General features: G+C 32.7%; 12 protein-coding genes and 3 tRNA genes. 11 read left to right on the top strand and 4 right to left on the bottom strand.

Annotated features, from left to right (window positions below; genetic code table 11):
• Positions 1–117 precede the first annotated feature (117 nt).
• Genes Q0910_RS17235 through Q0910_RS17215 form a run of 5 tightly spaced genes read left to right on the top strand, consistent with a single transcriptional unit; the run spans position 118 to position 8,847 of the window.
• Positions 118–3,582, top strand: a complete 3,465-nt coding sequence (locus tag Q0910_RS17235; protein WP_299219079.1) for a hypothetical protein — start codon at positions 118–120, stop codon at positions 3,580–3,582.
• Between the two features lie 50 nt (positions 3,583–3,632).
• Positions 3,633–4,871 carry a glycosyl hydrolase family 17 protein gene (locus Q0910_RS17230; RefSeq protein ID WP_299219367.1) on the top strand — a complete coding sequence of 413 codons (1,239 nt, stop codon included), beginning with the start codon at positions 3,633–3,635 and terminating at the stop codon, positions 4,869–4,871.
• 4 nt (positions 4,872–4,875) lie between these two features.
• Positions 4,876–6,360, top strand: coding sequence for a glycoside hydrolase family 30 protein (locus Q0910_RS17225; protein WP_299219077.1), 1,485 nt, complete (start codon positions 4,876–4,878; stop codon positions 6,358–6,360).
• 10 nt (positions 6,361–6,370) lie between these two features.
• Positions 6,371–7,936, top strand: a complete 1,566-nt coding sequence (locus Q0910_RS17220) for an MFS transporter (RefSeq protein ID WP_299219075.1) — start codon at positions 6,371–6,373, stop codon at positions 7,934–7,936.
• A 26-nt stretch (positions 7,937–7,962) separates the two neighbouring features.
• Positions 7,963–8,847 (top strand): glycosyl hydrolase family 17 protein, encoded by an 885-nt coding sequence (locus tag Q0910_RS17215; RefSeq protein ID WP_299219073.1) that lies wholly within the window; start codon positions 7,963–7,965, stop codon positions 8,845–8,847.
• 174 nt (positions 8,848–9,021) lie between these two features.
• Here Q0910_RS17215 and Q0910_RS17210 read toward each other — a convergent pair.
• From Q0910_RS17210 to Q0910_RS17200, 3 genes are all read right to left on the bottom strand, one after another.
• A tRNA-Arg gene (locus Q0910_RS17210) sits at positions 9,022–9,095 on the bottom strand.
• A gap of 15 nt (positions 9,096–9,110) precedes the next feature.
• A tRNA-Pro gene (locus tag Q0910_RS17205) sits at positions 9,111–9,185 on the bottom strand.
• A gap of 60 nt (positions 9,186–9,245) precedes the next feature.
• Positions 9,246–9,329, bottom strand: a tRNA-Ser gene (locus Q0910_RS17200).
• A 286-nt stretch (positions 9,330–9,615) separates the two neighbouring features.
• Between Q0910_RS17200 and Q0910_RS17195 the strand changes: the two genes are divergently transcribed.
• The 5 genes from Q0910_RS17195 to Q0910_RS17175 all read left to right on the top strand — a co-directional run bounded on the left by Q0910_RS17195 (position 9,616) and on the right by Q0910_RS17175 (position 15,978).
• Positions 9,616–11,211 carry a hypothetical protein gene (locus Q0910_RS17195; RefSeq protein WP_299219071.1) on the top strand — a complete coding sequence of 532 codons (1,596 nt, stop codon included), beginning with the start codon at positions 9,616–9,618 and terminating at the stop codon, positions 11,209–11,211.
• Positions 11,212–12,041: 830 nt separating this feature from the next.
• Entirely contained in the window at positions 12,042–13,679 is a 1,638-nt protein-coding gene (locus tag Q0910_RS17190; protein ID WP_299219069.1) for a hypothetical protein, read from the top strand.
• Between the two features lie 104 nt (positions 13,680–13,783).
• Positions 13,784–13,930, top strand: a complete 147-nt coding sequence (locus Q0910_RS17185; protein WP_299219067.1) for a hypothetical protein — start codon at positions 13,784–13,786, stop codon at positions 13,928–13,930.
• A 19-nt stretch (positions 13,931–13,949) separates the two neighbouring features.
• On the top strand, positions 13,950–14,111 hold the full coding sequence (locus Q0910_RS17180; RefSeq protein ID WP_299219065.1) for a hypothetical protein: 162 nt from the start codon (positions 13,950–13,952) through the stop codon (positions 14,109–14,111).
• A gap of 205 nt (positions 14,112–14,316) precedes the next feature.
• Entirely contained in the window at positions 14,317–15,978 is a 1,662-nt protein-coding gene (locus tag Q0910_RS17175) for a hypothetical protein (protein WP_299219063.1), read from the top strand.
• A gap of 34 nt (positions 15,979–16,012) precedes the next feature.
• Here the strand turns inward: Q0910_RS17175 and Q0910_RS17170 are convergent, their stop codons facing one another.
• Positions 16,013–17,251: an NAD(P)/FAD-dependent oxidoreductase gene (locus Q0910_RS17170; RefSeq protein WP_299219061.1), complete on the bottom strand. Its 1,239-nt coding sequence runs from the start codon at positions 17,249–17,251 to the stop codon at positions 16,013–16,015.
• Between the two features lie 103 nt (positions 17,252–17,354).
• On the opposite strand from Q0910_RS17170, the gene Q0910_RS17165 reads away from it, so the two are divergent.
• Positions 17,355–18,884, top strand: coding sequence for an aromatic amino acid ammonia-lyase (locus Q0910_RS17165; protein WP_299219059.1), 1,530 nt, complete (start codon positions 17,355–17,357; stop codon positions 18,882–18,884).
• The last annotated feature ends 7 nt before the right edge of the window (positions 18,885–18,891 follow it).

Here is an 18,891-nt window from a genome sequence, read left to right as displayed (position 1 = left end):
ATAACTATTTGAAATGATGAAAATTAGAAGAGGTTGAATGTTTCTTCAACCTCTTTACTTAGAGCCTAATAATATAAATGGTTTAAGAAGTAATCCTTTAAACCGAAGTACATAAAAATGATAAAGAATTCTGTATTAATGCAAGAAAGAGTAAGAAATAAAGAGGTGAAACTCCAGTACATTACTATAAATAATGAAATGTTTTATATGATTTCTAATAGTGATGTAATGCGTCCTTTTTTTATGAGTATCGTTAGCGATTCTAATCATTGGATGTTCATATCTAGTAATGGAGGATTATCTGCGGGTAGAAAAGATTCAGACAGTGCAATTTTCCCGTATTATACCGATGATAAGATCACTGAATCATATGACATTACAGGAAGTAAATCCATTTTTAGAATAAAAAAAGAAGAAGAACTATTTATATGGGAACCGTTTTCCGAACGGTATTCAGGAACATATCACTATTCCAGAAATGTTTATAAAAATGCCTATGGGGACAAAATTTTATTTGAAGAAATAAATCACGATGTAGGTTTGGCTTACAGATATATGTGGAGTTCCAGTAATGAGTACGGTTTTGTTAGAAAAAGTACATTAATAAATAACTCGGATGAAGCTATAGATATCGAAATATTAGATGGTTTACAAAATATCATGCCCTATGGAGTCAATACAGATATACAGGGAATACGAAGTAACTTGGTAGATGCTTATAAAAGAAGTCAGCTTGTACAAGATAGTAAACTCGGTATTTACGCCCTAAGTGCTATTATTGTAGATCGTGCAGAGCCCAGTGAAGCTTTAAAAGCAAATATTGTTTGGTCTAAGGGCTTAGAAAATTCAAAGTACCTGGTATCAATATTACAATTGAATAGCTACAGGAATGGGAAAGACATAGATGAAGAAATAGATGTAAAAGCTGAAAAAGGCGCATATTTTGTTAATTGTAAAATCTCCCTACAAGCAGCCGAAAGTAAAGACTGGATAATGGTAACTGATGTTAATCAGGGACCTTCTCAGGTAGTTGAAATTTCAGAAAAACTCAAAAACGATAACGATTTAATCAAGAAAGTTAATGATGATATCGAACTAGGAACGCAACGCCTGATCAATTTAGTATCCGCATCAGATGGACTCCAGTTTACTGCGGACAAAAGACGGAATGCAAGACACTATGCAAATACCTTGTTTAATATCATGCGAGGGGGCATTTTCGATGCCAATTATACAATAGAAAAACAAGATTTCACTAATTACTTGGCATCCGCCAATAAGAAAGTATATAGTAAGAATGAAGCATTGTTAAAAGATTTTCCAGATACTTTTACTCTTTTCGAACTTAGAGAAATAGCGTATAAAAACGAAGATAAAAATTTTAGAAGACTTACGTTAGAGTATATGCCTCTTAAGTTTAGTAGACGTCACGGTGACCCTAGTCGTCCTTGGAATAGATTTTCAATAAACACCCAGAGCGAAATAGATGGGTCTAAGATTTTAGACTATGAGGGTAATTGGAGAGATATTTTTCAAAATTGGGAGGCTTTAGCACATTCTTATCCGGAGTTTGTGGAAAATATGATCCACAAATTTCTAAACGCCAGTACTTTTGATGGGTATAATCCTTATAGAATTACAAAAGGTGGTATAGATTGGGAAGTTATCGAGGAGCACGATCCATGGTCTTACATTGGTTATTGGGGAGATCATCAAATTATTTATTTATTAAAATTCTTAGAATTTTTCCAAGATCATTATCCAAATAGACTACAAAATTTCCTTAATGAGGATATGTTTGTGTATGCTAATGTACCTTACAAAATTAAGTCCTATGGCAATCTTTTAAAGAATCCTAAAGATACGATTGAGTTTGATTACAATCTTGATAAAAAGATACAAGAAAAACGTGCCGAATTTGGAGCAGATGGAGTATTGCTAAGAGACGAAAACCACTTTATTCATAAAGTGAATTTCATCGAAAAGATATTGGCGACAACATTGGCTAAGTTATCTAATTTTATTCCTGAAGGAGGAATTTGGTTAAATACCCAGCGTCCGGAATGGAATGATGCTAATAATGCTTTGGTAGGGAATGGGGTTTCTATGGTAACACTGTATTACTTAAGACGGTTCCTAAAATTCTTTAAAAATGTTTTTGAAAATACAGAAGATAAAGACATCGAAGTTTCTAAAGAACTTGTAGCGTTTTACAATAATGTGAAAGACACCCTCAAAAATCATGAAGAGCTTTTGTCCAAGAGTCTATCAAATATAGATAGAAAGAAAATTCTTGATGGTTTAGGAATGGCCGGAAGTAATTATAGAGCCAACATTTATGACAGTGCATTTTCCGGTAAAAAAGAAACACTTAAGCTTGATGATTTAAAAACGTTTATTGATTTGACCTTGAAATATTTAAATCATTCGATAAATGCAAATAAAAGGGATGATAATATGTATCACGCATATAATCTAATGACAGTAGAAAATGAAAGTGAAATTTCCATTACATATCTGGATGAAATGCTTGAAGGTCAGGTAGCGGTATTAAGTTCTGGGTATTTATCCTCAAAAGATAGTTTAAGTCTGTTAGATGCTATGAAGAATAGTAATCTATTTAGGGTAGATCAATACAGTTACTTACTATATCCAAATAAAGAATTACCAAAATTCACAGAAAAGAATATCATTCCGAAAGAATATGTGGAAAACTCAGCATTACTTAAGCAATTAATTATAGATAATAATACACAAATCATTGAAAAAGATGTAAACGGAAATTATCATTTTAATGGAAGTTTTAATAATGCCGAAAGTTTAAAACAGGAATTAGAAAAACTATCAACTAAGGGATATCATATTTTAGTTGAAAAGTATAGAAGTTTAGTATTAGATACTTTCGAAAAAGTATTTAATCATAAATCCTTTACAGGGCGTTCCGGAACATTTTACGGTTATGAAGGATTAGGTTCTATTTATTGGCATATGGTTTCAAAACTATTACTAGCAGTACAAGAATGTTGTTTAAAAGCAATAAACAATAAAGAATCGGATGAGGTAGTAGGAAGGTTATTAGAGCACTATTATGAAATCAACGAAGGTATTGGAGTTCACAAATCTCCAGAATTGTATGGAGCCTTCCCTACAGATCCTTACTCACATACACCAACAGGCAAAGGAGCACAGCAACCAGGAATGACGGGGCAAGTAAAAGAAGATATCCTAAGCCGTTTAGGAGAATTAGGCGTAACGGTTAAAAATAGTGAGCTGCAATTTAATCCATGTTTGTTAAGAATCGGAGAGTTCTTAAAAGATCCAAAAATGTTTCATTATGTAGATGTAAATCAAAATGAAAAACAATTACAACTATATAAACATGAATTGGCTTTTACATATTGCCAAGTGCCTATTGTGTATTCATTATCAGGAGAAAATAGTGTTGAAATAACCTATATCAACGACTCGATAATTTCACATACCAGTTTAAGTCTAGAAGCTTCCATTAGTCAAAAACTATTTGAAAGAACTGGTGAAATAGAAAGTATAAAAGTAAATATTGAGAAAACTATTTTAAAATAAAACAAATGACCTTAAGACGCAACATAGCAGTATTATTATGTACGTTACTTATGCTGTCTTGCAATCAAGAACCCAAACCCAAACTAGCTATGCAACCTCAAAAAAGCATGACTGCAAAAGATATTTTAGGTAATCCAAATTATTTAGCGATATCCTATGGAGGTTATCGTAAATCATCGAGAGAGTTTCAACCTACTATTTCGCAGCTCAAGGAAGATATGAAAATGCTGAAGGCGATGAATATCAAAATCTTGAGAACCTATAACGTTCAGTTGGCTCAAGCTTCTAATTTGTTAAAAGCAATTCGACAGCTAAAGACAGAAGATGAAACTTTCGAAATGTATGTTATGCTTGGTGCTTGGATTGATTGTAAGAATGCCTGGACAGATAAAGAACCAGATCATACTATAGAAAGCGAGAAAAATGAAGATGAGGTAAATAGAGCCATAGCATTGGCCAATCAGTATCCAGATATTGTAAAGGTAATCGCTGTTGGTAATGAAGCTATGATTAAATGGGCAACTAGTTATTATGTCGAGCCAGATGTGATATTAAAATGGGTTAATTATTTACAGAATTTAAAGAAAGAAGGTAAACTTTCTAAAGATCTATGGATTACTTCTTCTGATGATTTTGCATCTTGGGGAGGTGGAGAAGAAAGCTATCATGGTAAAGATTTAGAAGCTTTATTCAAAGCGGTGGATTATATATCTATGCATACCTATCCATATCATAATACGCATTATAACCCTGAGTTTTGGGGAATAGATGTTGACGAAGAAAACCGCTCTTCAGAAGAGAAAATAGAAGCCGCTATGCAAAGAGCATTGAAATTTGCACAGAATCAATATAAAGCAGTGTCAGATTATATGGGTAGTTTAGGTGTGAAAAAGCCTATTCATATTGGAGAAACCGGCTGGGCTACTGTTTCTAATGGACATTATGGACCAAATGGTTCTAAAGCTACAGATGAGTTTAAAGAAGCGTTGTATTATAAATACATAAGAGAGTGGACCAATAAAGAAGGAATCTCATGCTTTTATTTTGAGGCATTTGATGAACCCTGGAAAGATGCTCACAATAAGAAAGGTTCAGAAAATCATTTTGGATTAATCACGGTGGATGGCAAAGCAAAATATGCGCTTTGGGATATGGTAGATAAAGAAGTATTCAAAGGACTAACTAGAGGAGGTAAACCAATAACCAAAACGTATAATGGTGATAAAACAGAGATGATGAAAAATGTAGAATTACCAGACGTTAAAGAAGCGATAACAACTAGCTTTTAAAAAGATGAGAAAAAAAATTCACATAATACTACTAATTGTTTTAACGATGAGTGCTTGCACTACTAAAGAACAAAGTCTTGAAACAGAGGTTTATGAAACTTCTGCAAGCGGTAATAAGCTGACGAAAGTTTCGGAATTTTTAAGCTCCGAAACAAAAGCAAGTATTACCTTAAATCCTGAAAAAACCTATCAAACTATTACTGGGTTTGGAGGAGCTTTTACAGAATCTTCAGCGTATTTACTTAATAAATTGAGTAAAGAAAATAGTGATAAAATCATAAAAAGATACTTTGGAAGAGAAGGAGCCAATTATTCACTTACCAGAACACATATGAATTCTTGCGATTTCTCACTAAGTCAATATTCCTATACACCTAATGAAGATAAGGAACTCAAGGATTTTTCGGTAAAAGAAGATATGGATGATTTAATCCCAATGATTAAAAAATCCATGGCAGCTTCAGAAGATGGTTTTAAAATTTTTGCTTCTCCTTGGACAGCACCACCTTGGATGAAGGATAATAAAGATTGGGTTGGTGGAAAACTACTGCCAGAGCATTATGATACCTGGGCATTGTTCTTTTCTAAGTATGTAGATGCCTACAAAGCAGAGGGAATAGATATTTGGGGATTCACCGTCGAAAATGAACCACATGGTAATGGCGATAACTGGGAAAGTATGCACTTTACACCAGAAGAAATGACAGATTTTGTACAAAATCATTTAGGGCCAAAATTAGAAGAAGATGGTAAGGGTGATATTAAAATTCTGGGATATGATCAAAATAGAGAAGGTTTAAAAGAATGGGTGGATGTAATGTACAAAGATGAAGTGTCCTCTAAATATTATGACGGTACTGCTGTACATTGGTACGAGAGTACTTATGATTATTTTCCAGAAGCATTACAGTATGCTCATAATAAAGCACCAGATAAATACTTGATTCAAACTGAAGCCTGTGTTGATGCAGAAGTACCTAAATGGAAAGACGATGCTTGGTATTGGTCCAAAGAGGCAACTGATTGGGGTTGGGACTGGGCTCCAGAAGACCAGAAACATTTGCATCCTAAATATGTGCCTGTTTATCGCTATGCTAGAGATATCATTGGTTGTTTGAATAATTGGGTAGATGGATGGGTAGATTGGAATATGGTGCTAGATAAACAAGGAGGCCCGAACTGGTTTAAAAACTGGTGTGTAGCACCAGTGATTGTAGATCCAGATAATGATGAGGTATACTTCACACCTTTATACTATACTATGGCGCATTTTAGTAAATATATTCGTCCCGGAGCTAAAGTGATAGATGTAGAGAATTCGGATGATAAAGTAATGGTTACTGCAGCAAAAAATACGGATGGCTCTATTGCGGTGATTGTATTTAATCCTACTAAAGAAGCCAAACAGTTTTCATTAGTCCTTGGTGAAAAGTCAAAAGACATTTCTATTAACGCACAGGCTATTCAAACAATAGTCGTTACAAATTAAAACTCAAACTATGTCAAATATTAAAACTGCCACAAAAGATAAAGTCCCTGTAGGTCAAAAAGCTGCCTTTGGTACTGGCCATTTTATATTAAATATACTACCCGGAACACTACAGGTTTTTATCCAATTCTTTCTATTAACTGCTTGGGGAGTTGATCCTTTATGGGCTGGGCTTTTAGGAGGGTTACCTAGAATATTTGACTCTATAACAGACCCAATAATGGGTTTCATTTCTGACAATACTAAATCCAGATGGGGACGTAGAAGACCCTATATTTTTGTTGGTGCTATCATAAGTGGTATTCTTTTCTTTTTAATGTGGCAAATAGGTGATGATGCAACTCAATCCTATATTATTTGGCATGTGATGATAATTCAATTGTTATTCCTTATTGGTAATACTATGTTTGCTACTCCATTGGTTGGGTTGGGTTATGAAATGACATCAGATTATAATGAAAGAACGCGTATAATGGCATTCTCTAATACTATGGGTCAAATTGCCTGGATGATTGTACCGTGGTTGTATGTGATTATTCCGGACGCAAATACATTTAATACACAAGCAGAAGGAGTACGTACAATGGCACTTATAGTAGGAGCGATGTGTATAGTTTTTGGAGTTTTGCCAGCATTGTTTTGCAAAGGCATTGATTCCTCACATATGAAAAACAGGAAAGAGATTAATTTCAAAACGCTTACTGCTAACATGAAGGATTTATTTGCAGGAATTGTTCAGGTTTCCAAAAATAAACCTTTTATGAAATTATGTGGTGCGACTTTCTTGGTTTTTAATGGATTTCAACTTGTTGCTGCATTCGGTGTCTTCATCATTGTATTTTATATGTATAACGGTAGTTATGAATTAGCAGGTACTTGGCCAGCGTGGTTTAATACGATTAACGCCATGGTTACTGCGTTCATTGTCATACCTATTATTTCAAGAATGGCAAATAAATGGGGAAAGAAAAAAGCGTTTATAATTTCAACAGTTTTATCAATAGTAGGTTACCTTTTAAAATGGTGGGGGTTTGATAAAGAACTTAATAGTCAATTTAATCAAACGGCATTAGGTAAATCATTAAATTCTGGAATAGGTTCGATATTTGAATCTTTAAACCCAGTATTGGATAAGATAGGGATGTCATGGTTTAGTATAGATCCTGGTAGCGAAGTTCCATGGCTTATATTCATGCCAATTCCATTATTTGCCTTCGGAATGGGAGGATTGTTTACTTTAATGATGTCTATGACCGCAGATGTATGTGACTTAGATGAATTAGAAAATGGAATGCCGCGTAAAGAAGGAACATTTGGAGCTATTTATTGGCTGATGGTTAAAATAGGCCAATCTATTGCGTTGGTTTTAGGAGGAGTAATCTTGAGTATTGTAGGATTTGACCCTAACGTAACTGAGCAATCTTTAGAAACCATGAATGGGCTTAGAGTAGCTGACATAATAGTTCCATCAGTAACTGCAGCATTAGCTGTATGGGTAATGTGGAAATATAGTCTTAGCGAAAAGAGAGCCAGGGATATAAAGGCCACATTGGTGGAACGAAGAGGAGAACTTTAATAATATTAATTAATCATATCTATCTTATGTCTGTAAGAAAAGAAAAGTTTTTGACTTTAGCTAGTTTAGACTACACTGATAAAACTACTGGAGATTTAAAACAAATGTATAAGCAGGTTTTAGAAAATGGTATGCACGGATTGTGTTTTAGTCCTTATGTCGAGGGGCAAAAACCAGGAGATCAACTATCTGAAGCACAAATAAGGCGTCGAATAGAAATCATTGCACCATATACCAAATGGGTACGTTCATTTTCTACTACAGAAGGCAATGAATTAATACCTGAGATAGCCAAGCAATATGGCATAAAAACAATGGTTGGAGCTTGGCTTGGAGATGATGAGAAGATAAACCAAAAAGAGGTTGCTAACCTTATTGAGTTATGCGAAAAAAGCTATGTTGATATTGCTGCAGTTGGCAATGAGGTAATGTATAGAGGTGATTTAACAGAACAACAATTATTAGATCATATTTACCACGCTAAATCAAAAATAAAAGATGTACCTGTGGGCTATGTGGATGCATATTATGAGTTTGTTGATCATCCTAGAATTAGTGATGCCTGTGATATTATATTAGCAAATTGTTACCCTTTTTGGGAAGGTTGTGATATGGATTATTCATTGTTGTATATGAAAGATATGTACCAAAGAGCACTCCGCGCTGGCAAAGGAAAAAAAGTGATCATTTCTGAAACTGGGTGGCCAAGTGAAGGAACAAACCTCGAAGGAGCATTTCCATCTTACGAAAATGCTATGAAGTATTTTATGAATACACAAAAATGGTCTGAAGAAGATGATATTGAGATATTCTTTTTTTCATCTTTTGATGAGTCTTGGAAAGTTGGTGCGGAGGGCGATGTAGGTGCTTATTGGGGTATTTGGGATAAAAATGAGCGGTTAAAATACTAAATAAACATAGCAACAACCAGCTGAAAGTTTTATGGGAGTCAAAAATATAGAGTTTTTCTCTTCAGACTAACTATAATATTTGCATAAATGCAACAGCTGGTCTTGATCCATAAATAGGACACAAAGTAATTTTTTAAAACAAAAAAGTCTTACTTTTTCAAGTAAGACTTTTTGTGAGCCCGATAGGATTCGAACCTATGACCGCCTCCTTAGAAGGGAGGTGCTCTATCCAGCTGAGCTACGAGCCCGTAACTCTATTATTGTCGGGGTGGCAGGATTCGAACCTGCGACCTCCGCGTCCCAAACGCGGCGCGATAACCGGGCTACGCTACACCCCGAAGTGTAACTATTCAAAAATTTCAACACTTCTGAAACATCAAGAATCATTGAAATAATTGCGGAGAGACAGGGATTCGAACCCTGGCAACACTTACGCGTTGACAGATTAGCAATCTGCTCCATTACCACTCTGGCACCTCTCCTAAATTCAAAAAAATGTTATGAACTCCACATTAATATCTCAAATGCGGATGCAAATGTAGCTTTTATGAGACTACAATGCAACATTTTTTTATCATTATTTTCGTTTTATATGGGTTGTGTTTTTAAAAAGTTGAAAATCAGTTTTTTCATTTCAAAAAAATCTGTAAAAAAAAATTAAGATCGGCATAAAACTTCCGAAAAACACACGTTTCAATCAAGAATCATATATTTGTGTTACTTGACCTAATTATAAACGTTATGTACTCAGATAAAAAATCATTTACAATGAAAAATAAGCACATTCTTCTATTTATAATCTTTATTAGTATATGTTCATATGCTCAGAAACCGGTTCTTTCTGAAGAATTTAATTTCAAAATAGGAGAAAAGTATAAAAGAATTAGAAGTTCTAACTCATATTATGTTGCCTCTGGAGACAGAATGGTTGCTATTAAAAAAGGCAGAAATGATATGACGATTCAACGTTTTTCTTTAGAAGATCTTAAAGAAGATGTAAAAAAGAGACAAGTAATCGAAGATAAAGGAGATTTTCAGACGGTAATGAATCTTAATGGAAAAGCAGTAGCGTTTTATACGGTAAAGGATAAAGCATATGCTCAAAAAATCTCACTTACGGGGATTATAGCAGAGAAACCCGTTCTTGTAGGTAGCGATAAAGATAATATCAATAATGATGTAGGTTTTAAAAGTACGTATGGTTTTGATGCAGGTGGGCGAATTAACAAATTTGTTTTTAAAAAATCATTTGATGGAACGAAGTTGTTAGTATTGTTTAGAGTGAAAACCGCTAATGATAAAGCGGATAAAATTGGAATCAGTGTATATGATTCAAGTTTAAAATTACTTTGGAGTAGAAAAGTAAAATTACCTTATACAAGCAAATCGTTGGAAAATGAAGATTTTGCAATTGATAATGAAGGAAGCTTTTATATGACTGTTTCTGTATTTAATTCTCAGGCAGAAGAAAAGAATAAGTTAGAGAATACATATAAAACAGAAGTTTTTAAAATTAAAGAAAACCCTAAGGAGATTGTTAAAAGTAAAATAGAACTGGCAGGTAAATCGATTATGGATGCGGTTATTGGTTTGGATAAGCAAGGGAAAGTAAGAGTTTCTGGCTTTTATGTAAATAATGATAATAAATTAGAAGCAACAGGTCTGTTTTCCGCTAATTTAGATGAAACGGGACTTGTTAATTCTGTTTTAAAAAATGATATTCCTGAAGAAATAGCGCAGCAGTATGCTTTAAAAAGAGAAGAACGTATTAATGAAGGTACTCAGGATGAAAAGGATAAAAAAGATTTTGAAAGTTTAAAAGTTAATGATGTTGTGTATAATGAGGATGGGAGTATGGTAATCCTCGGAGAACAGCGATATGTAGAATCCTTTACTACATCCAGTTCTTCTGGTTCAAGAACGACTTATAAATATTTTTACAGAGATGTAATAGCTTCTAAACTTTCTCCAGAAGGAGCTGTAAAATGGTTTCATAGATTACCAAAATACCAAACAGGGGCTAGAGGAAAACGAAGTATGTCATATATTAATTTTAAAAATGCAGGTAAACACTACCTATTCCATATAGATGACTTCACTAACTTAAAAAGATCTTTTGATGAATATCCCACAAGGTATTTTGATGGCAAAAAAGAGTTTTTGTACCTAACTTCTTATACAATAGATGATGCTAGTGGAGAAGTAACAAAAGATCCAATTCTTACTGGAAGCGATATTAGAAATTCTCGTTTGGATAATCTAGAAGTTTATAAAGTAGCAACACTACCAAATCAGGATATGATTTTTGAGACATATGATGGTAAGAAGAATAATCTGTTACTTAGAGTTTCTCTAGCTAAATAATAATTTTCCTCACTGTTTTAATCAAAGTAATAAATCCTGCCCAAAAAGGGTGGGGTAATTCTACCGTAATATCTTCACTTTTGCAATTGTAATTTTTCTAAAAACGTTTAAGTTCATTAATTGATACACAGAAAATATGAAGAATTCTATTTTGTTACTACTAATTGGCGCATTATGATGTTACATATCCAATATTAGATCTTGAAAAAAGAAAATTAGTTTTTGTAACGTAACTGGTTAATTAAGAGGTTGATACTAAGTATTTCATTTTTTTGAGAAAATGATTAATCATAGAGAGGCAAAAAACACAAGTTTTTTCTTAGTTGATATATGTCTTTGATTATAAATATATAGATTGTTATATTTGCACGAAATTTACGCTAAAAAAAAAGTTAATTTTGTTATTATTGAGTTTTTTGTCGATTCTTTTTTAGGGTTTGTAGTGAAGAGTGTTTTGTTTTTGTAACGATTGAAAAATAATCCTTAGAGAATTTTGACAGTTAATTGTTTTGATGCGCTGCCTCAAAAATCTAATGTAGAAGTTATGTTATACATTCATGATTTTGAGATAGGAGATATCGGAATCAGAGCTTCACTGACAAGTGAAATTTCTAAAAAAAAATAAAAATGATATAGTAACATTTGTCTTCTGTTTGACACTAACAGATAATACGTATGTTTTAAATGGAAAATTTACTTATAAAGAAAGGCTGTTTTGAAAGACATCCTCTTTTTTTTGAATAAAAATTAGCAGTGATAAAATTCAATAAAAAAAATATACGAACCAATTAGATTTATTAATCAACGATTAAATTTTTTAAAATTACATTATGAAAAAACTAGTATTATTATTCTTGTTAATTATCTGCACAACGCTATCTGCCCAATTAAAAGTAGGTAATATTGATCTTGATTTTGGCGAAACAATAACTTCTGAAGATGGCGATGTTATTCAGATTGCTGGAGAAAAAGAAGGTGTTGTGTATGCATTAGCAAGGAAAAAAAAGAGCTATTTTTTACAAACTTTTGATGCTTCCACAAAAGCATTTCAAAATAGTACATTGCTTGAGTTTGATAAAATAGATGGTAATAAATTACAGGTAGAAGATTTGGCTATTGTAGGGGAGAAAATATTTTTAATGCTTTCGTATTATGATAAAAAAGCTAAAACCAATAATTTTTTAGCAAAAGAGGTTTCAGGAAATGAAATCGTAAATACTACCACAGTGTTATCTGTTCCTGTTGAAGGGAAAAAGAAGAAGGGGTCTTTTGTGTTTACTTCATCCTATGATGATTTTAATTATTTAATAGCACACGTTGGTATCAATTCTAAAAAAGAACAATTGAAATACACGGTAACGCTTTTGGATGATGCGTTAACCTCTGTTCTAAATGATAGTTATGAAGTTGTATTTGAAGAAAAGAACAGACAATATTTTGATTTTTCTGATGTTCAGGTTAATGAACACGGAGATGTGTTAATTGCGACTACAGAAAGTTATAGAGATAAGAAAAAGAAAACAAGTATCAATAATATTACGATACATGCCTATTTAGCAAAAAATAGTTATGAAAAACAAGTAACTAATGTTGTTCTAGAAGGTAAACGAGCATTAAGTTGCGGCTTAATAGAGACAAAGGATAATACACTTCATGCAATAGGTTTTTATTCTGATTTAAAGAAAAGCGGTAAGGCAGAATCTACTGTAGAAGGTATGTATGATGTGATTTTTGATTATACTACAGGAGAAGTGGTTAAAAAAACCTTTAATGACTTTACTGTCGCAGTTAAAGAACAGCTAATTGGAGAAAGACGCGCTAAGAAAGGGAAGGACTTAAAACCTTACTATAGAAATATTGCTTTTGTCGAAAGAGAAAATGGAGGAGTAATTGTCCTTTCAGAATATAAATTAATAATTGAAGGTAGAGCTAGCGGTATAGGACCAATGAGAATAACACCTTATACATATATTGCAAATGAAATAATAGTAACAGCTTTGAACAAAGATGGTACGTTAGATTGGAGCAATGTGATTCCTAAAGAACAACAAGTTGTGGTTTCTGAATTAGGTTTTTCTATTGGTTTTTGGGGTGCTTCTGGAGGAGTTTCAGTTTCTGCGGGACTATATTTTCCACTAACGATATTGGGTAATGGACCAGAGTACTTGAGTGCGATACCAATTTATCATAATGGACAATTAACAGTAGTGGTTAACGATGATCCTAAAAATATTGGTGTAACTAAAATCGATGACGTAAAAAAGGCAAAAAATTATACTAAAATGATACCCGTAGTTTTTTCTTTTAATGAAGAAACTGGAGAGATATCTAGAACAGATCCTGACGAATTTGAAAAGAAACAAATAGTAGTGAAGCCTGCTACAAAGTTTAGAGAGAGTACGAATACATATTGGATTTATGGAGGTAGTAGAGAAGGAAGTTCGTTAGGGAAATTAATTTTAAATTAATTTTCTGAAATATTTTGTAAACTGTTGAATAAAAAATGAGGCTGCCTGAAAAGGCAGTCTTTTTTGTATTTTGATAAGTTTTTAAATTTTTTAATTTCATGGTTATGAAAAGAGAAGTAGTTTGGAGGACCAATTATCAAAATCAATTAAGTCTTCTTCCACTAAGTTATGATGATTTAGTAGCTATAAATCATTCCGTTTGTATTGTAAACACAGATGACTTCACTAACTTAAAAAGATCTTTTGATTAATATCCTGTAAGGTATTTTGATGGTAAAAAGAGTTTTTGTACCTCTAACTTCTTATACAATAGACGATGCTAGTGGAGAGGTAACCAAAGATCCAATTCTTACCGGAAGCGATATTAGAAATTCTCTTTTAGATAATCTAGAAGTTTATAAAGTAGCAACACTACTCTCAATAAGGATATGATTTTTGAAGCATATGATGGTAAGAAGAATAACTTATTGCTAAAAGTTTCAGTTGCTAAATAATAAATTGTTCACGTTTTAGTATTCTTTTTTATAAAAGTCATAATACCTACCCTTTTTGGGTGAGAAAGCTATTATTTAATTTTTGTAGTTTCGCGCTTGATTCAAAAAAAATGAATAGTAGAATAGCTTATAAATATGTAAATATGAAAAATAGACTTTTATTCTTATTGTTATTTATTGTGATAAATGTGTTTGGTCAGGACCCCAAACTATCTGAAAATTTCATTGTACAAGTTGGAGAAGAGTACAAGGATATGAAGGGTAGAATAAAAGAGGTTTTTAAGTATAAAGATTATGTAATATCTCTAAAGTCACGTCAGCATGATATGGTTGTTCAAAAATTTGACTCCAAAACATTAGAAGAGGTTGGTAGAAAGGAATATCCTGATTTTCTAAAAGGTATTGGTCATTTTCAGGAAATAATTCGAATAGGGGATAATGTGGTGTTTTTCTATGCTAAATGGGATAGAGATGCTCAAGTAGAATCGTTGCATGCCCAATTATTTTCTCTGAAAAGTCTTGAGGTTATTAGTGTCAAAGAAGTGGTTAATCAACAAGGAAAGATCGCTAGAAATTCATTTTCATCATTTCGTGTTGTAAATACAGTGAAGAGTCTTTTTGGTAAGAAGTATATCCTAAGAAAGTCATTGAGCAATAACAAGTTGTTGATTACATATAGACTAAAACCAGAATTTAGAGATGATTCCAAAGGGAAAGATAGATTTCTTATAAATGTTTTTGATTCGAAATTAGATTTGATCTGGAAAGAACAGGTGGAAATGCCTTATACAGAGAAGAAGATGAATAATGTTGATTTTGCAATTGATAAGAATGAAGATTTTTACATGTTAGCATCAGTATTTGATGATGATAGTACGGATGAAAAAAAGGAAAAAGAGAAAAAAGCCAATTATCATCTAGAGATGTTTAAGGTTAAAAAGAATACTAATGTAATTGTTAAAAATGAAATTAGAATAGGCAATAATTTCATAAGCCAAATAATGATCTATGAAGATAGTGATTCGAATTTGGTGATGGCAGGAACATCAAAAAACCCTGATAAAAGTAACATTTTTATAGACGATAAAGGTCAGGCAACAGGTATTTTTACAGTCAAACTTAATAAAGATGGGGGTGTTAGTGATTTTAATAATTATGATTTTCCGCTAGAAATGTTACAAAAATATGCTACTGGGAAAGAAAAAAAGGATATAAAAAAACAGGTGGATGATGAGGAGGAAAAACCTACTTTTGAAAACCTAATTATCAACAAAATAGTTAGAAATAGTGATGGAAGTTTTCTAATTATTGGAGAACAAAAATATGTTCAGACACGTAATAATGCAAACATGCAGAATAGATCTCAATCAAAGCATGTTTATAGAGATATTTTAGTTACTAAAATTAACAAAGATGGTTTAATTGATTGGATGCATAGGTTACCTAAAAGGCAAATTACTATTAGAGCTGAAAATACTTTGTCAATGTCTTATAAGTATATGTCTTCTGGAGAAAATCATTATTTATTGTATATGGATAATATAAAAAATCTTGATTTACCTGAAAACAAATTACCACATAGATATATTGGGGTTGAGAAAGGTTTTTTTACTACTTATATTATAAACCACTCTACAGGAGAAGTGAAAAAAGAAGTAATTTTTGAGGCAAGTAATATAAAAGGTAAAGAGTTCGAGAATTTTGTTATGCGTAAAGTACTTAAGCTTTCTGATTCAGAAATTCTTATTGAAGGTATGGGGCGTAAAAAAGATAGGTTTTTAGTAAAAGTTACTGCTAAAAAATAGTCTTTTTAATATATGTGTCTATAAGAAAATTATACTATGACATACTCTCTTCCATTTCCACTAATTTGGCAACACTTCGTAAAATATGTTTGTGCTTTTTAACAAATGGATTTGTTTTATCCCATACATATCCGGCTAGTACCGCACATATTTGTTCTTTAAAAACAGGGTTCTCGTTTTTATGAAAAATAATCTTTTGTAAATTTCCGGTATACCATTCTTTTACATAAGTAGAAAAAACTTCTACACCATCTTTTATGTAATCAACAAAATCAACTTGCCAATCAACCTCTTGGTTGTTTAGTTGTTTCACAGCTAATTTGGCAGCCAATAAACCTGTTTCTGTAGCAAATGATACTCCAGATGAGAATACTGGATCCAAAAATTCAGCACTGTTTCCTGTAAGAACAAAACCATCTCCAAACAATTTAGTAACATTTTTAGAAATATTTTCTACTTTATATGGATCGAATAAATAAGGAAGATCTTTAAATTGCTCATAATAATAAGGGGAAGTTTTCATCATCTCTTCGAGCACTTCTGCTGTATTCCCTTTAAATTTGTTAATCCATTCCATCGGTCCAACAAAGCCAATGCTTGTATTCCCATTAGAAAAAGGAATGTACCAAAACCAAACTTCGGTCTCAATAATTTCAAAAGTTATTAAAGTTCCTTCAGTTCCTTCAGGACGATTAATGTCTTTTACCTGTGTGAAAATTGATCCGTGTTCAGCAATTTTTGGAGCAGCTTCTAGGCCTAGTTGACGAGCAATTACACGTCCAAAACCGCTAGAATCTATAATAAATTTAGCTTCGATTTGACTTTCTGAACCATCTTTGTGTTTGACAGTAGTTAAAGAATCAGTTCCGTTAAATTCTACATTGGTAACTTCGGTTTCAAAATCAACGCTAACACCTTGCTTAATAGCTTCGTCTATTAAAGTTTTGTCGAAATGGTCTCTCGGTACTTGCCAGGTCCAGTCCCAACCATCTCCATATTTTTTACTGAAGTCAAAACATCCATGTACTCCGTCTTTAATGAATCGGGCACCGTGTTTTTTTTCATACCCTTGTTTCATAAGGCAATCAAGAAGACCTGCTTCTTTGAAATTATCCATGCATCTGGGGATCAAACTTTCTCCAACCTGAAAGCGGGGGAATTTCGTTTTTTCAACTACCTTAACATTTACCCCCTGCTTGTTAAGATAAGCAGCACTCACACTGCCTGACGGACCAGCGCCAATAACCAGTACATCCACATTTTCTTTTTTCATAATTTTCAAAGGTATATTAAATACATTACATTTGCCCTCTGTAAAAATAAAGAGTAAACTTTAATTTTTTTACAAATATTGGAAAAAACTTACTAATTCGCGAATGCTAATACTAAAAGAAAGGTTAGAAATAAAAGATTTTCTCAGCGTAATTTTTAACGAAGAGAACCTTGCCGTAGATGAATCTATAGTAAAAAGAGTAGATGATAGCTTTAAGTTTTTAGAAAAATTTTCTGAAAATAAAGTGATCTATGGAGTGAATACAGGATTCGGGCCAATGGCGCAATATAAGATCGATGACAAGGATAGAATAGAATTGCAGTTTAACTTAATTAGAAGTCATTCTTCCGGAACAGGTAAAGCTATGGAGCCTGATTTTGTTAAGGCACTAATGTTAGCCAGACTTAATACATTATCGTTAGGTAAATCTGGAGTTAATATATCTGTAATTAATGGTTTAAAAGATCTTATAAATAACGATGTTACACCATTGATTTTTGAACACGGAGGAGTAGGAGCGAGTGGTGATTTAGTACAATTAGCGCATTTAGCACTTGTCCTTATTGGAGAAGGCGAGGTTTTCTATAAAGGAGAAAGAAGAAATACTGCTGAGGTTTTTAAAGAATTAGGCCTTAAACCAATCGAAGTTAAAATTAGAGAAGGATTAGCATTAATGAATGGTACATCCGCGATGACCGGAATAGGTATTGTTAATGTTATTAACGCTCAAAAATTATTAGACTGGTCCATTAGCTGTTCTTCAGCAATAAATGAAATAGTAGAGGCTTATGATGATCATCTTTCAGAAGAATTGAATCATAGTAAGCTTCATTTAGGGCAACAGGATGTCGCTCGTAAAATGAGAGAACATTTATCAGATAGTAAACTTACCAGAGATCGTACAGAGCATCTGTATTCTGGTCAAAATGGTGATACTTATTTTAAAGAAAAGGTTCAGGAATATTACTCACTTCGTTGTGTTCCTCAAATTTTAGGTCCTGTTTGTGATACAATAAAACACGTAGGTAGAATATTAATAGAAGAATTAAATTCTGCAAACGATAATCCTATCATTGATGTAGAAACCGAGCATGTGTATCATGGTGGTAACTTTCACGGAGATTATGTTTCTCTGGAAATGGATAAGCTTAAGTTGGTAGTGACCAAATTATCAATGCTTGCAGAACGTCAATTAAACTATCTTCTGAATTCTAAACTTAATGATATATTGCCTCCTTTTGCTAATTTAGGAAAGCTTGGGTTTAATTTTGGAATGCAAGGAATTCAATTCACTGCAGTTTCTACAACTGCAGAAAATCAAATGCTTTCTAACCCTATGTATGTTCATAGTATCCCAAATAATAACGATAATCAAGATATTGTTAGTATGGGTACGAACGCTGCGAATATAACCAAAACGGTTATAGAGAATACATTCGAGGTTTTGGCAATAGAATTAATGACTATTGTGCAAGCTTTAGAATATCTTGATTTTGGAGATAAGTTGTCAAGTAGAACTCAGAAGTTGGTTGAAGATATCAAAAAGATAGTTCCTCCTTTTACTAAAGACTATATTACATACCCTTTTGTTCAAAAAGTTAAAGACTTTTTGAAGGAGAATGATGCATACTAAATATTTG

The sequence above is a fragment of the uncultured Aquimarina sp. genome, from assembly GCF_947495315.1.
Taxonomy (GTDB): Bacteria; Bacteroidota; Bacteroidia; order Flavobacteriales; family Flavobacteriaceae; genus Aquimarina.
Note: the sequence above shows the minus strand (reverse complement) of the source record. Positions and strands in the feature narration are given on the sequence as shown.

What these genes read in the sequence shown, in the direction of transcription:
- Q0910_RS17235 (WP_299219079.1), top strand. Translation starts at nt 118, where the DNA reads ATGATAAAGAATTCTGTATTAATGCAAGAAAGAGTAAGAAATAAAGAG.
- Q0910_RS17230 (WP_299219367.1), top strand. Translation starts at nt 3,633, where the DNA reads ATGCTGTCTTGCAATCAAGAACCCAAACCCAAACTAGCTATGCAACCT.
- Q0910_RS17225 (WP_299219077.1), top strand. Translation starts at nt 4,876, where the DNA reads ATGAGAAAAAAAATTCACATAATACTACTAATTGTTTTAACGATGAGT.
- Q0910_RS17220 (WP_299219075.1), top strand. Translation starts at nt 6,371, where the DNA reads ATGTCAAATATTAAAACTGCCACAAAAGATAAAGTCCCTGTAGGTCAA.
- Q0910_RS17215 (WP_299219073.1), top strand. Translation starts at nt 7,963, where the DNA reads ATGTCTGTAAGAAAAGAAAAGTTTTTGACTTTAGCTAGTTTAGACTAC.
- Q0910_RS17195 (WP_299219071.1), top strand. Translation starts at nt 9,616, where the DNA reads ATGAAAAATAAGCACATTCTTCTATTTATAATCTTTATTAGTATATGT.
- Q0910_RS17190 (WP_299219069.1), top strand. Translation starts at nt 12,042, where the DNA reads ATGAAAAAACTAGTATTATTATTCTTGTTAATTATCTGCACAACGCTA.
- Q0910_RS17185 (WP_299219067.1), top strand. Translation starts at nt 13,784, where the DNA reads ATGAAAAGAGAAGTAGTTTGGAGGACCAATTATCAAAATCAATTAAGT.
- Q0910_RS17180 (WP_299219065.1), top strand. Translation starts at nt 13,950, where the DNA reads ATGGTAAAAAGAGTTTTTGTACCTCTAACTTCTTATACAATAGACGAT.
- Q0910_RS17175 (WP_299219063.1), top strand. Translation starts at nt 14,317, where the DNA reads ATGAAAAATAGACTTTTATTCTTATTGTTATTTATTGTGATAAATGTG.
- Q0910_RS17170 (WP_299219061.1), bottom strand. Translation starts at nt 17,251, where the DNA reads ATGAAAAAAGAAAATGTGGATGTACTGGTTATTGGCGCTGGTCCGTCA.
- Q0910_RS17165 (WP_299219059.1), top strand. Translation starts at nt 17,355, where the DNA reads ATGCTAATACTAAAAGAAAGGTTAGAAATAAAAGATTTTCTCAGCGTA.